The organism is Amycolatopsis sp. ATCC 39116 (assembly GCF_000231075.2).
Classification (GTDB): Bacteria; Actinomycetota; Actinomycetes; order Mycobacteriales; family Pseudonocardiaceae; genus Amycolatopsis_E; species Amycolatopsis_E tucumanensis.
The window spans coordinates 85,272-97,988 of sequence record NZ_AFWY03000024.1 but is presented as its reverse complement, the minus strand read 5'-3'; the positions used below and the strand labels follow the sequence as shown (position 1 = coordinate 97,988).

At 73.0% G+C, this 12,717-nt stretch carries 13 protein-coding genes; 3 read left to right on the top strand and 10 right to left on the bottom strand.

Annotated features, from left to right (window positions below):
• A partial coding sequence (locus AMY39116_RS43475) for a TNT domain-containing protein (RefSeq protein ID WP_235716202.1) occupies positions 1–457 on the top strand: 457 nt, incomplete at its 5' end.
• A gap of 25 nt (positions 458–482) precedes the next feature.
• On the opposite strand, the gene AMY39116_RS0323525 is transcribed toward AMY39116_RS43475, so the two are convergent.
• Together AMY39116_RS0323525 and AMY39116_RS0323520 are read right to left on the bottom strand one after the other, a co-directional pair.
• Positions 483–1,067, bottom strand: coding sequence for a pentapeptide repeat-containing protein (locus AMY39116_RS0323525; RefSeq protein WP_020420082.1), 585 nt, complete (start codon positions 1,065–1,067; stop codon positions 483–485).
• A gap of 12 nt (positions 1,068–1,079) precedes the next feature.
• Entirely contained in the window at positions 1,080–1,526 is a 447-nt protein-coding gene (locus tag AMY39116_RS0323520) for a cupin domain-containing protein (protein ID WP_020420081.1), read from the bottom strand.
• Positions 1,527–1,596: 70 nt separating this feature from the next.
• Between AMY39116_RS0323520 and AMY39116_RS0323515 the strand changes: the two genes are divergently transcribed.
• Positions 1,597–2,421, top strand: a complete 825-nt coding sequence (locus tag AMY39116_RS0323515) for a LysR family transcriptional regulator (RefSeq protein ID WP_020420080.1) — start codon at positions 1,597–1,599, stop codon at positions 2,419–2,421.
• Here AMY39116_RS0323515 and AMY39116_RS0323510 read toward each other — a convergent pair.
• The 6 genes from AMY39116_RS0323510 to map all read right to left on the bottom strand — a co-directional run bounded on the left by AMY39116_RS0323510 (position 2,405) and on the right by map (position 9,715).
• The gene (locus tag AMY39116_RS0323510) at positions 2,405–2,872 is read right to left on the bottom strand and encodes an NUDIX hydrolase (protein ID WP_020420079.1); all 468 of its coding nucleotides are present in this window, start codon (positions 2,870–2,872) and stop codon (positions 2,405–2,407) included. The genes AMY39116_RS0323515 and AMY39116_RS0323510 overlap by 17 nt on opposite strands.
• Positions 2,869–6,195, bottom strand: a complete 3,327-nt coding sequence (locus AMY39116_RS0323505) for an error-prone DNA polymerase (RefSeq protein WP_020420078.1) — start codon at positions 6,193–6,195, stop codon at positions 2,869–2,871. Before AMY39116_RS0323505 ends, AMY39116_RS0323510 begins: the two co-directional genes overlap by 4 nt.
• Positions 6,195–6,326 (bottom strand): hypothetical protein, encoded by a 132-nt coding sequence (locus AMY39116_RS47900; protein ID WP_020420077.1) that lies wholly within the window; start codon positions 6,324–6,326, stop codon positions 6,195–6,197. The genes AMY39116_RS0323505 and AMY39116_RS47900 overlap by 1 nt, the downstream gene beginning before the upstream one ends.
• Complete coding sequence (locus AMY39116_RS0323495) at positions 6,326–7,888, bottom strand: DNA polymerase Y family protein (protein WP_020420076.1); 1,563 nt, start codon at positions 7,886–7,888, stop codon at positions 6,326–6,328. Before AMY39116_RS0323495 ends, AMY39116_RS47900 begins: the two co-directional genes overlap by 1 nt.
• 244 nt (positions 7,889–8,132) lie before the next feature.
• Positions 8,133–8,813, bottom strand: a complete 681-nt coding sequence (locus tag AMY39116_RS0323490; protein ID WP_020420075.1) for a hypothetical protein — start codon at positions 8,811–8,813, stop codon at positions 8,133–8,135.
• 113 nt (positions 8,814–8,926) lie between these two features.
• Entirely contained in the window at positions 8,927–9,715 is a 789-nt protein-coding gene (gene map, locus AMY39116_RS0323485) for a type I methionyl aminopeptidase (RefSeq protein ID WP_020420074.1), read from the bottom strand.
• Positions 9,716–9,851: 136 nt separating this feature from the next.
• On the opposite strand from map, the gene AMY39116_RS0323480 reads away from it, so the two are divergent.
• Positions 9,852–10,457, top strand: coding sequence for a CatB-related O-acetyltransferase (locus AMY39116_RS0323480; RefSeq protein ID WP_051123587.1), 606 nt, complete (start codon positions 9,852–9,854; stop codon positions 10,455–10,457).
• A gap of 3 nt (positions 10,458–10,460) precedes the next feature.
• On the opposite strand, the gene purH is transcribed toward AMY39116_RS0323480, so the two are convergent.
• Together purH and purN are read right to left on the bottom strand one after the other, a co-directional pair.
• Positions 10,461–12,020 (bottom strand): bifunctional phosphoribosylaminoimidazolecarboxamide formyltransferase/IMP cyclohydrolase, encoded by a 1,560-nt coding sequence (gene purH, locus AMY39116_RS0323475; RefSeq protein ID WP_020420072.1) that lies wholly within the window; start codon positions 12,018–12,020, stop codon positions 10,461–10,463.
• Complete coding sequence (gene purN, locus AMY39116_RS0323470; RefSeq protein ID WP_027936174.1) at positions 12,017–12,634, bottom strand: phosphoribosylglycinamide formyltransferase; 618 nt, start codon at positions 12,632–12,634, stop codon at positions 12,017–12,019. Before purN ends, purH begins: the two co-directional genes overlap by 4 nt.
• Positions 12,635–12,717: the final 83 nt, after the last annotated feature.

Sequence of the window (12,717 nt, the reverse complement as noted above, 5' to 3'; positions counted from 1 at the left end):
GCCCGCCCCGCCGCGACGCGAACCGCCGCCGCGACGGGTCGAACCGGCCGCGCCCGCCCCCGCGGCGGCCACGGCCTCGGCGGCCTCCGGTGGCGGCAACCAGCAGTGGCCGATCCAGCCGCTGCCCGGCGAGCCGCCGCTGACGCTGTTCCGCGGCAAGGAGATGCGCGAACTGCCCGCGGGCAGCGAACTCGACCGGTTCGGCGGCCCGAACGGCAACCTGACCTACGCGGCCGGGACCCCGTTCGAGGAGCGCTCGCTGGTGCCGGAGTGGGTGACCCGCCCGTACCACGTGTACCGGGTGCAGCGGCCGATCGAGGCGCTCGCCGGCGTCGCGATCCCGTGGTTCAACCAGCCCGGCGGCGGCGCGGCGTACCTGCTGCCCGCGTCGATCGAGGACCTGCTCGCCTCGGGCGACCTGATCGAGCTCGACCCGGGCGAACCGCCGATCGACTGAGGCCAGCCCGGCGCGCGGCCCGGGGTCAGTCGACCACCAGGCCGTGCGCCGCGGCGAAGGCGATCGCCGTCTCCAGGTCGACCCGCGCGCCGCGCAGTTTCGCCTGCACCAAGGCGTTCGCGTCGAGCTTGGCGCCACGCAGGTCTGCACCGGTCAGGTCCGCGCCGCCCAACCGGGCGCCGCGGAAGTCGCTGTCCCGCAGGTCGGCCTCGGTCAGGTTCGCGTCCACGAAACTGGCCTCCCGGAACCGCAACCCGGACAGCGACCGGCGCCGCAGGTTCGCCCGGCTGAAGTTGGCCAGCGAGAAATCGCTGTCCCGCACGGACATCCCACGCAATCCACCGTCCACGAAGGACGATCCGAGCAACGAGCACGCGCTCCACGTGCTGTCTGCCAGCACCGTCCGGTCGAACACGCACGACCGGAACGCCGAGGCCTGGTGCCGGGACTCCCCCAGATCCGCGCCCGAGAAGTCGCACTCGTCGAACGTGCAGCCCTGCGTGACCAGCCGGCGCAGGTCGGCGCCGCTGAAATCGCACCGGCTGAACTGCCGCTTCTCCCACGTCGTCCCCGGCAGCACCGCGTCCCGGTAGTCCTCGGCGATCTCCATCCGGCGAGCTAATCACACCCGCCAGACCGGGCTGTCGACGTAGTGGTTGTCGTAGCGCTCCTGCGACTCCCGGATCTCCCGCGGGTCCGCCTCGCCGCGGTTGACCCGGTCCAGCAGCCGGTAGTAGTCGAACCGGTCCATCCCGGGCGTGAACGTGACGAGCACGTCCGCGGGAGACCCGGCCGCCGGCGCGAACGCGTGCGGCACCCGCGGCGGCACGGTGAGGAAGTCGCCCTCGCCGAGGGTGACCACCTCCTCGTCGAGCAGGACGTCCAGGCGGCCGCTCAGCACGAAGAAGACCTCGGTGGCCTTGGTGTGGAAGTGCGGCGGCGCGCCGGTGGCGCCGGGCTCGAACGTCGCGCGGTTGCTGGTCAGCGTGTCCGTGTCGGTGAGCAGCGTGATGCGGCTGCCCGGGGCGTCGGCGAGAACTTCGGCTTCGGTGGCGCGGATCAGGTTCATGCCTCCACTCTCGCCGTCTCGAGCGCGGCGACCAACGACAAAGCCAGGCTCGATCGATAACCTGGGTGTTATGGATGTGGAGCGGCGGGACATCGAGATCTTCCTGGTGCTCGCCGAGGAACTGCATTTCGGCCGCACGGCCGAGCTGCTGCGCGTCTCGCAGGCGCGGGTCAGCCAGACGATCCGCACGCTGGAACGGCGCATCGGCGCGCGCCTGTTCGACCGGACGAGCCGCCGGGTCGCCCTGACCGCCATCGGGCAGCGGCTGCGGGACGAGGTCGCGCCGGCCCACCGGCAGATCCAGGAGGCGTTCGAGCGAGCCAGGGCCGCCGGCCGCGAGCGGAACACCGTGCTGCGCCTGGGTTTCGCGGCACCCGCGGTGGCCGACCTCATCGCGGACCGGCTGGAAACCGTCCGCGCACAGGGTTTCCGCGTCCAGATCAAGGAAGCCGCGTTCGACGATCCCCTGCGGTCACTGCGGGACGGCGAGGTCGACGCCCTGGTCACGCTGCTGCCGGACCCCGGAGTGGTGGTGCACACCGAGCCGCTGGTGCTGGCGGTGGCGGCGAAACACCCGTTCGCCCGCCGGAAATCCGTGTCGCTGGAGGACCTCGCGCGCGACACCGTGCTCCGCGCCCTCTGGCCGCCACGGCTGCCGTGGACCACGCCCGCGGGCCGTCCCATCGAACTCGGCCCCGCACCCGGGACGATCCAGGAACTGTTCCTCGCCGTGGAAGCCGGCGAGGGCATCAGCCCGCTCGCCGAGCACGCGACGCGCTACTTCGCGCGCCCGAACCTGGCGTTCGTGCCGTTCTCGGACGCGCCGCCGGTCGACTGGAGCCTGGTGTGGCGCGAGGAGACCGCAGCGGTCCGCGCCCTCAGCTCAACCCGGTGACCCGCCGGGCGATCTCGGCGTCCAGCACGCCCTGGTCGCGCAGCAGGGGCGTGCGGGGGTTCCACCATGCGATCGCGGAGACCTCGTCCTCCTGCGGGGTCACCGCGGGCTCGGTCGCGAACCCCGTCCGGTACACCGCGGCGTACTCGCGACGCACTGAATCGCTCAACACGAACCGGGCCACCGCGGCGAACCGCAGCCCGCTCACCACGATCCCGGTCTCCTCGGCCAGTTCCCGGACCGCGGCCTGGTGCGAAGTCTCCCCCGGTTCGATCATCCCGCCGGGCAGCTCCCACTGCCCGCGCCGCCGGTCGAACACCAGCAGCACGCGGTCGTCCACCTCGACGACCACCAGCGCGAGCGGCATCGGCACCGCGGGATCCGTCGAGACCCCGAACCGCACGCTGACCAGGGTGTTCCCGCGCGCGTCGGTGATCGGCAGGCCGTTCACCGGAAGTCCCGCGACTTCGACGGCACCCGCATCGACAGGTGCTGCAACCGGTCCGCGCGCACGCTCACCACCCCGTCCGCCCGTTCGATCACCCCGCGGATCAGCATCGCCGCGCTCCCCCGCGCCACCCGGTGGTACCGGCGCCACAACCCGGCGCTGCACACGACGTTGACCATCCCCGTCTCGTCCTCGATGTTCAGGAACGTGACCCCGCCTGCGGTCGCCGGGCGCTGGCGATGGGTCACCGCTCCGCCGATCAGTACCCGGGCGCCGTCTTCGGCGTCCATCAGTTTTCCGGCGGGCACCACGCCCAGCGCGTCCAGCCGCTCGCGGATGAACTCCGTCGGGAAGCTGTCCGGCGACAACCCGGTCGCCCACACGTCGGCGACCGCCTCGTCGATGTGGTCCATGCCGGGCAGCGTCGGCGCGTGCGCCCCGGCCAGCGTGACCGGCAGCTTCTCCGGCCGTTCCTGCGCCACCGCCCCGGCCGCCCACAACGCGCGCCGCCGGTCGCCGCCGATCTCGCCGAACCGGCCGAACGCCCCAGCCGTGGCCAGCGCCTCGATCTGCGGCGTGGTCAGCCGCACGCGCCGCGCCAGGTCGGCCATGTCGGCGAACGCCCCGCCCCGCTGCCGTTCCCCGACGATCTCCTCGGCGAGCTTCTGCCCGATCATCCGCACCGTGGCCAGCCCGATCCGCACCGCCAACCCGGAATCCCCGGGTTCGAGCGTCGCGTGCGGCAGGCTCGCGTTGATGTCCGGGCCGTGCACCGTGATGCCGTGCCTGCGGGCGTCGGCGACCAGCGACTGCGGCGAGTAGAACCCCATCGGCTGGGCCCGCAGCAGCGCCGCGCAGAACGCCGCCGGGTGGTAGCGCTTGAAGTAGGCGCTGGCGAACACCAGGTAGGCGAAGCTCAGCGCGTGGCTCTCCGGGAAGCCGAAGTTGGCGAACGCCATCAGCTTGTGGAAGATCCGCGCGATCAGCTCGTCGTCGAGGCCGTTGCGCCGGGCGCCCTCGTAGAACCGTTCCCGCAGCCGCTCCATCTTCCGCGTGGACCGCTTCGAGCCCATCGCGTGCCGCAGCTCGTCGGCCTCGGCGGCGGTGAAGTTCGCGACGTCCAGGGCGATCTGCATCATCTGCTCCTGGAACAGCGGCACCCCCAAGGTCTTGTCCAGCGCGTTGGACAGCAGCGGGTGGTCGTGCCGCCACTTCTCCTTCTTCGTGGCGCGCCGGATGTAGGGGTGCACCGAGCCGCCCTGGATCGGGCCGGGCCGGATGAGCGCGACCTCGATCGCCAGGTCGTAGAACGTCTTCGGCTTCAGCCGCGGCAGGGTCGCCATCTGCGCCCGGCTCTCCACCTGGAACACGCCGATCGCGTCCGCGCGCTGCAGCATCCGGTAGACCTCCTGGTCCTCCAGGTTCAGGTTCGCGAGGTCGACCTCGACGCCCTCGAACTCGCGCACCAGGTCGAGCATGTAGTGCACCGCGGAGAGCATGCCGAGGCCGAGCAGGTCGAACTTGACCAGGCCGACGGAGGCGCAGTCGTCCTTCTCCCACTGCAGCACGCTGCGGTCGGCCATGCGCGCCCACTCGATCGGGCACACCTCGCTCACCGGCCGGTTGCAGATCACCATGCCGCCGGAGTGGATGCCCAGGTGCCGCGGGAAGTCCTCCAGCGCGGCGGCCACCTGCAGCACCGGCAGCGGGATGTCGTGATCGGTGTCGTCCTTGGTGTCGTGCAGCGGGCCCCAGCGGTCGATCTGCTTGCTCCACGCGTCCTGCTGGCCGGGCGAGTACCCGAAAGCCCTTGCCGCGTCCCGGATCGCGGACTTGGCGCGGTAGGTGATCACGTTCGCCACCTGCGCGGTGCACAGTCGCCCGTACTTGCGGTAGACGTACTGGATCACCTCCTCGCGGCGGTCGGACTCGATGTCCAGGTCGATGTCCGGGTAGCCGTCCCGGTCCGGCGCGAGGAAGCGCTCGAACAGCAGTTTCCAGCGCACCGAGTCGACCTTGGTGATGCCGAGCGCGTAGCAGACCGCGGAGTTCGCCGCCGAGCCGCGGCCCTGGCACAGGATGTTGTTGCGGCGGCAGAACTCGACGATGTCCCAGACGATGAGGAAGTAGCCGGGGAAGCCGAGCTGCTCGATGATCCGCAGCTCGTGCTCGATCTGGTCCAGCGCCTCCGGCCGGTCGCGGTAGCGGTGTGCGGCGCCGCGGTAGACCTCCTCGCGCAGGAAGGACGCCTCGGTGTAGCCGGCGGGGACGTCGTAGGGCGGCAGCTCGGGCGCGACCAGCTTCAGGTCGAAGGCGCACTCCAGCCCGAGCAGCGCGGCCCGCTGCACCGCGCCGGGGTAGCGGGCGAACCGCTGCGCCATCTCCTCGCCGGACCGCAGGAACGACATGCCGGACGCGGGCAGCCAGCCCGCCATGTCGTCGAGGCCGCGTCGGGCGCGGATCGCGGCCATCGCGCCGGCCAGCCGTCCCCGGTCCGGGGTGGCGTAGTGGGCGGCAGTGGTGGCGACGGTCGGCAGGCCCTGCTCGGCGGCCAGCGCGGCGAGGACGTCGTTGTGCACCCCGTCCTCGGGGTAGCCGTGGTCGGTCAGCTCGACGTACACGCTCTCGAACCTCTCGCGGAGCCGCCGCAGCTCCCGCCCCGCCGCCTCCGGGCCGCCGCGGGCCAGCGCTTTCCGGACCGCGCCCTTGCGGCAGCCGGTGAGCACCACGACCTTGCCCGCGACCTCGCTCGCGACGGCGTCCAGGTCGTACACCGGGCGGCCCTTCTCGGCCCGGTCCGCCGACGCGGCGTGGTCGTGCCCGGCGAGCTGACCCGCGGTGATCGCCCGGCACAGGGCGGCGTAACCGTCCTGCTGCTTGGCGAGCAGGAGCAGGTGCTCGCCCTCCGGGTCGGCGACGCCGTTCTGCGGGCCGGACAGGCCGAAGCTCAGCTCGGTGCCGAACACCGTGCGCACGCCCAGGTCGCGCGCCGCGTCGGCGAACCGCACCACGCCGTACATGCCGTCGTGGTCGGTGAGCGCGATCGCGTCGAGCCCCAGCCGCGCCGCCTCCTCGACCAGCTCCTCGGGGTGGCTCGCGCCGTCCAGGAAGCTGAAGTTGGAGTGGCAGTGCAGCTCGGCGTAGGGCACCCGGCGCCGCCCGCCCGCGTGGTCGTCCCCGCGCGGGGCCTCGACGGTGCTCGGCCGGACGTAGCCCTCCCGTTTCCGGCTCCAGGCGGGGCTGTCCCCGCCGTCGGCCGTCGCCGGTTTGCCCGCCAGCCTGCGCTCCAGCTCCTCCCAGGGGACGGGCGGGTTGTTGAAGCCCATCAGTCCACCGGGCGGCGCGGCACCGGGATCGGCAGCAGCATCTGCTCGTCCTCGACCGGGTCGAGCGACTCGACCACCTTGCGCGGCAGCGCCAGCCAGTGCTGCAGGTCCCGGAAGTACTCGTCGTCCATCAGTCGTACACTCCCTCCACTGTCCAATGTGGACTCGATCCGCCCACTCTCGTCAGCAGGACCGCCGTTTCCGGTTCCCCGGCCAGCACGGCCTGCACCCGGGTGCGCACCCCGTCGCCACCCGGCGTCCACCAGTGCGCGTCGACCAGCCACGGGCCTGCCCAGTCCAGGACCTCCCGTGGCGGGCCGTCGCCCACCGAAACCCGGTGCGGTGGCGCGGAAAGCTCCCGCCGCCGCGTGATGTGCACCTCCGCGCCCGAGGCGTCGAGGACGCGCGCGGGCAGCGGCTGCGCGTAGACCGTGGCCGGGGACGGCGCGGGCAGCCGGCCCGGCCACGGCACGTCCGGCTGGCTCTGCGGGGTCCGCGGGTCGCCCCACGGCACCAGCCGGACGCGCTCGGCCGGACCGCGGCCGCCGTCGAGCACCGCGGTGAAGACGCTGTCCGGGCCGAGCAGGCCCTGCACCCGCACCAGCGCGCGGCCGGCCCGCTCGGTGGTCTCGTCGGACAGGCCGCGCAGGCCCTCCTGCCACAGCCCCAGCTGCAGCGAGTGCCCCTCGACGGTCTCCTCGGGCGCCAGTCGCAGCCGCTCCACCCCGGCGCTGGGCCGTTCGCCGGGCGCGGCGCGCAGCCAGCCTTCGAACTGCCAGCGCACGCGGTCCGCGATGCCCTGCGGCGTCAGCGGTTCCGCGCACCGCCACACGCGGCTCAGTTCCTCGCCGTTCTCGGTGGTGGCGTAGATGCCGAGGCGCGTGCAGGCCAGGCCGTGCCGGGCCAGGCCGCCGTGGAACCGCTCGGCGAGGGTGCGGGCCATGAACGCCGCGGCGTCGACGCGGTCCAGCGGCGGGTCGAAGGCCTTGGTGACGGTGAGCTCGGGCGGCGGCCGTCGCCGGTGCGGTGGCCGTTCGTCGAGGCCGCGCGCCAGCCGGTGCGCGATCATGCCGGCGCGGCCGAACCGCGCGGCGACGTCCCGTTCGGCGAGGTCGGCGAACGCGCCGAGCGTGCGCAAACCCAGGCGGCGCAACAGGTCCACCAGCTCGGCGCGGTCGGCGGCCGGCTGGTCCAGCTCGTCGACCGGCAGGGGCGCGAGGAAGTCGGCGGCCCGGTCGCGGTCGACGATGCGGGACCGGTGGGCGGCCAGCGTCGCGGCGAACAAGCCGTCGGCGATGCCGATCTGGCACTCCACCTGGTGGGAGACGTGCTCGACGAGCAGTTCCGCGAGGCGCAGCTCGCCGCCGAAGTAGCCGGACGCGCCGTCGGCGGGCACCGCGACCAGGCCGGGGCGGACCACCTCGACCCCGACGACCAGCTCCTCGACGGCGGCCGCGACCGGCTCGAAGAGGCGCGCGTCGCGGTCCTCGTCCGGGCCGAAGACCTGGAGTTCGGGACAGCGGGACTGCGCGTCCCGGCGGCGCATGCCGCGCCGGATGCCGGCCGCCCTGGCGACGGCGGTGCACGCGACGACCCGGTTGGCGTGGAACACCGCGGCAGGCAGGTGCAGGGGCGTGCCGTCGGCCAGGCACGCGGCGACGGCGGGCCAGTCCGGGCACCAGAGGACCAGCATGCGCGGTGGTTTGTCTACTGTGGACATGCCGCGCTCCTCGCGCCGGTGCGGTACCCCGGCCGTGCCAAGACACCCCACGCCGATGCCGGCATCGGCGAGCGTGGCACTCGCGGCCCGGCGCACCTCCCGCGCCGGGCCACCGTGCCGGTGGCGCCGCGCCGCGCCACCGCCGTCCCCGAGCCGCCTGCGCGCCTCGGCCCGTGGCCCGAAGCAACGGCGCTCGTCCCCGGAAGATCGGCGCGCATCAGCCCACCTCCCTGGCCAGTTCGAGCACCGGCTCGGGTGCTGCTGCCGGGGCCCCCGCAGACCCCGGCAGCAGCAGATCCGCCCGCCGGGGACGCGTCGCCGCGCCCCGGCCGGCACCCTGGACACGGACCCGCCGCTCACGCAGGTACCCGTGCCCGCCTTCGAGACCGGCCCAGCGGCCGGCCACGCAGTTCAGCTCCACCTCGGCGCCGGGCCACGGCCCCAGGGAGAGCAGCACGGCGCCCCGGTGCCGTGCCCGCGCCGAAAGTCGCCGTGCCTCCTGCGGCGCCGCGCCCCGAGCGGCGACCGCCACCACGTCCACCCCGTCCAGCAGCGCGCCGGTGACCGCGGCGAACTCGGCCCCTGGCCGCGGCACCAGCGCGAGCCGGCTCACCTCGACCCCGAGTTCCGCGGCGGCCACCAGACCGAGGTCCGGCATCCCCACCGCCGCGGCCCACGATCCGGTCGCCGTCGCCTCGGCCAGCAGCGCCAGGAGCAACGACGTCGATCCGCGCACCGCGATCGTGCTCCCGCGCCGCAGGCCCGCCGACGGCAGCAGGCGGCGCAACTCCGGCAGCACCGGCAGGACACGCCCGGTCAGCTGGGCGTGCTCCGCCGCGGCGGCCACCCCGCTCGCCGTGCTCACCCCGGGCAGAGCTGCCAGTGTCGCGACCGACATGCCACCTCCCCACGACGCGCCTGCGAGAACCTGCGGACGTCACCGTGGGGAAGCCGGCGACTGTTCGAACTACTGTTCGATGCGCCTAGTTTGCCTCGAACACCTGTGCGATGTCAAGCCGAGGCGCGGTCCTCCGCGTCACGCCGCGTGAGCACCAGCGGGCCGTCCTCGGTGATGGCGACCGTGTGCTCGGAGTGCGCCGTGCGGGAGCCGTCGGCCGACCGGATGGTCCAACCGTCGGGGTCGTGGACGATGCGGTCGGTCGTGCGCGCGAACCACGGTTCGAGCGCCAGCGTCAGGCCGGGCCGGAGCTTCAGGCCGCGGCCCGGACGGCCCTTGTTGGGCACGTGGAGGTCCTCGTGCATGGTGCGGCCGATGCCGTGACCACCGAACTCGGTGTTCACCGGATAGCCGTACGCCTCGGCCACGGACCCGATCGCCGCCGAGATGTCGCCGAGGCGGTTGCCCGGGCGAGCCGCCTCGATCGCGGCCTCCAGCGCCTCCTCGGTGGCGCGGATGATCCGCAGGTCCTCCTCGTCCGCCGTCCCGACGACGACCGTGCGCGCCGAGTCGGCCGCCCAGCCGTCGATGCTCACCGCGAGGTCCGCGGTGAGCACGTCGCCGTCACGCAGCGTGTAGTCGTGCGGCAGGCCGTGCAGGACGGCGTCGTTGACCGACAGGCAGATGACGTTGCGGAACGGGCCCTTGCCGAAGGACGGGGCGTAGTCCCAGTAGCAGGATTCGGCGCCGCGCCGCTTGATCATGCCGCGGACGTGGTGCTCCAGGTCCAGGAGGTTGACGCCCACGTCGGCGAGCCGGCCGACCTCGGTGAGCACCTCGGCCACGAAACGCCCGGTCACGTGCATGCGGTCGATCTCCGCAGGCGTCTTCAGTTCGATCACGGGTACCTCTCGTTCAGGAGAAGCGGTATAGTTATACCGCAACCCTAGCACCCCACCACGGGAAAAACCGCTCGCGCCCACCGGGTCCCGCGGTGATCATGAACGGGTGCTGCCCGATCCCACCGTCCTCCACCCGATGCCCGGCCAACCCCGCGTGGTCCTGCTCAAACCGCTGGTCAAGTCACCGCTGATCGAAGCGGGCGAGTACTCCTACTACGACGACCCGGATGACGCGACCGGGTTCGAGACACGCAACGTGCTCTACCACTACGGGCCGGAGAAGCTGGTCATCGGGAAGTTCTGCGCGCTCGGCACCGGTGTGCGCTTCATCATGAACGGCGCCAACCACCGCATGGACGGGCCGTCGACCTTCCCGTTCCCCACCATGGGCGGCTCGTGGTCCGAGCACTTCGACCTGCTCACCGGCCTCCCGAGCCGCGGCGACACGGTGGTCGGGCACGACGTGTGGTTCGGCTACCGTTCGACGGTGATGCCGGGAGTGCGCATCGGGCACGGCGCCATCATCGGCGCGGGCTCCGTCGTCACCAAGGACGTGCCCGACTACGGGATCGTGGGCGGCAACCCGGCCCGCCTCGTCCGCAGGCGCTTCAGCGACGAGGACGTCGACCGCCTGCTGCGCATCGCCTGGTGGGACTGGCCGGTGGAGCACATCACCGAGCACGTGCGGACGATCATGGCGGGCGGCGTCGACGACCTGGAGGCCGCGGCCGCCCGCCTCTAGCGATCAGTGGGCGAAGTGGCGCGTGCCCGTCAGGTACAGCGTCACGCCGGCCTCCTCGGCCGCCGCGATCACCTCGGCGTCCCGCACCGAGCCGCCGGGCTGGACGACGGCCTTCACACCGGCGTCGATCAGCACCTGCAGCCCGTCCGGGAACGGGAAGAACGCGTCGGACGCGGCGACCGCGCCCTTGACCCGGTCACCGGCGCGCTGCACGGCCAGCCGGGACGAGTCGACGCGGTTGACCTGCCCCATGCCGACGCCGACCGTCGCACCGCCGCTGGCCAGCAGGATCGCGTTCGACTTCACCGCGCGGATCGCCCGCCACGCGAACACCAGGTCCGCCAGCGTGTCGGCGTCGGCGGCCTCGCCGGTGGCCAGCGTCCAGTTCGCCGGCGAGTCGCCGGGCGCGTCGATCCGGTCGACGGTCTGCACGAGCACCCCGCCGGAGATCGGCCGGAACTCGATCGGGTCGGCGTCGGTCAGCGCGGGCAGCTTCAGCAGGCGCACGTTCTTCTTGCGCTTGAGCACGTCCAGCGCCTCGTCCTCGAAGTCCGGCGCGAGCACGACCTCGGTGAACACCTCGGCGATCTGCTCGGCGGCCTCGCGCGTGATCGGCCGGTTCGCCGCGATCACGCCGCCGTAGGCCGACACCGGGTCGCAGGCGTGGGCCTTGCGGTGCGCCTCGGCGATGTCCAGGCCGACCGCGATGCCGCACGGGTTGGCGTGCTTGATGATCGCGACCGCCGGGCCCTCGAAGTCGTACGCGGCCCGGCGCGCGGCGTCGGTGTCGACGTAGTTGTTGTAGGACATGGCCTTGCCGTGCAGCTGCTCGGCGTGCGCGAGCCCGCCGCGCCAGTGCCGGTACACCGCGGCGCGCTGGTGCGGGTTCTCGCCGTAGCGCAGCACTTCGCCGCGCTCCCAGGTGGCGCCGGTGAAGTCGGGGAAGCCGGAGTCGTCGGCCGGGGCGTAGGCGTTGGCGAACCACGACGCGACCGCGATGTCGTAGCTCGCGGTGTGCGCGTAGGCCTGAGCCGCCAGCCGCTTGCGGTCGGCCAGCGCGAAGCCGCCGGCGCGGACCTGCTCCAGCACCCACTCGTAGCGAGCCGGGTCGACCACGACGGCCACGTTGTTGTGGTTCTTCGCCGCGGCGCGGACCATCGCCGGACCGCCGATGTCGATGTTCTCCACGCAGTCCTCGGGGCTCGCGCCCGAGGCGACGGTCTCCCGGAACGGGTAGAGGTTGACGACCAGCAGGTCGAACGGCGCGATGTCCAGCTCACGCAGCTGCTCGACGTGCTCGGGCCGGTCGCGGTCGGCCAGCAGGCCGGCGTGCACCCGCGGGTGCAGCGTCTTCACGCGGCCGTCGAACGACTCCGGGAACCCGGTGACCTGCTCGACCGGCGTGACCGGCACGCCGGCGTCGGCCAGCGCCTTCGCCGTGCCGCCGGTGGAGACGATCTCCACACCCGCCGCGTGCAGCGCGGTGCCCAGTTCCAGCAGGCCCGTCTTGTCCGAAACGCCGATCAGCGCGCGCTTCACCGGACGCCGGTCTTCCACCGTCACCGCAACCTCACCTTCCGTCCCTCGACCGTGGCACCGGCCCGGCCGAGTCGTTCCACCACGTCCACGAGCAGCCGTCGTTCCACGACCTTGATCCGCTCGTGCAGCCTGTCCTCGTCGTCGTCCGGCTCGACCGCCACCGCCTCCTGGGCGATGATCGGCCCCGTGTCGACCCCGGCGTCCACGAAGTGCACCGTGCAGCCGGTCAGCTTGACGCCCAGCTCCAGCGCGTCGGCCACGGAGTGCATCCCCGGGAACGACGGCAGCAGGGCCGGGTGCGTGTTGATCACGCGGTTCGGGAAGCGCGTGAGGAAGTTCGTCCCCAGGATCTTCAGGAAGCCCGCCGACACGACCAGGTCCGGCTCGTAGGCGGCGACCGCCTCGGTGAGGGCCTTGTCCCAGGCGTTGCGGTCCGGGTGGTCGCTCAGCCGGACGGTGAAGTGCGGCACCCCGGCGCGCTCGGCGCGGGCCAGCGCCTCGACGCCCGTGCGGTCGGTGCCGACGGCGACGATCTTCGCCGGGAAGCCGACGCGTTCGGTCGCGTCCAGGAGCGCCTGCAGCAGCGTGCCCGATCCGGAGGCGAGCACCACCAGCTTGACCGGGACGGGCAGTTCCAACCGGCTGGAGTTCAACGCCTCTCCTTCGCCCGTGCCAACGTCGCACTGAGTCTAAGCTGCGCCGCGGGGCGGCTCCGTTGAGG

Coding starts and splice junctions, on each gene's coding strand:
- AMY39116_RS0323525 (WP_020420082.1), bottom strand. CDS start 1,067: ATGGAGATCGCCGAGGACTACCGGGACGCGGTGCTGCCGGGGACGACG.
- AMY39116_RS0323520 (WP_020420081.1), bottom strand. CDS start 1,526: ATGAACCTGATCCGCGCCACCGAAGCCGAAGTTCTCGCCGACGCCCCG.
- AMY39116_RS0323515 (WP_020420080.1), top strand. CDS start 1,597: ATGGATGTGGAGCGGCGGGACATCGAGATCTTCCTGGTGCTCGCCGAG.
- AMY39116_RS0323505 (WP_020420078.1), bottom strand. CDS start 6,195: ATGGGCTTCAACAACCCGCCCGTCCCCTGGGAGGAGCTGGAGCGCAGG.
- AMY39116_RS47900 (WP_020420077.1), bottom strand. CDS start 6,326: ATGGACGACGAGTACTTCCGGGACCTGCAGCACTGGCTGGCGCTGCCG.
- AMY39116_RS0323495 (WP_020420076.1), bottom strand. CDS start 7,888: ATGCTGGTCCTCTGGTGCCCGGACTGGCCCGCCGTCGCCGCGTGCCTG.
- AMY39116_RS0323490 (WP_020420075.1), bottom strand. CDS start 8,813: ATGTCGGTCGCGACACTGGCAGCTCTGCCCGGGGTGAGCACGGCGAGC.
- AMY39116_RS0323480 (WP_051123587.1), top strand. CDS start 9,852: ATGCCCGGCCAACCCCGCGTGGTCCTGCTCAAACCGCTGGTCAAGTCA.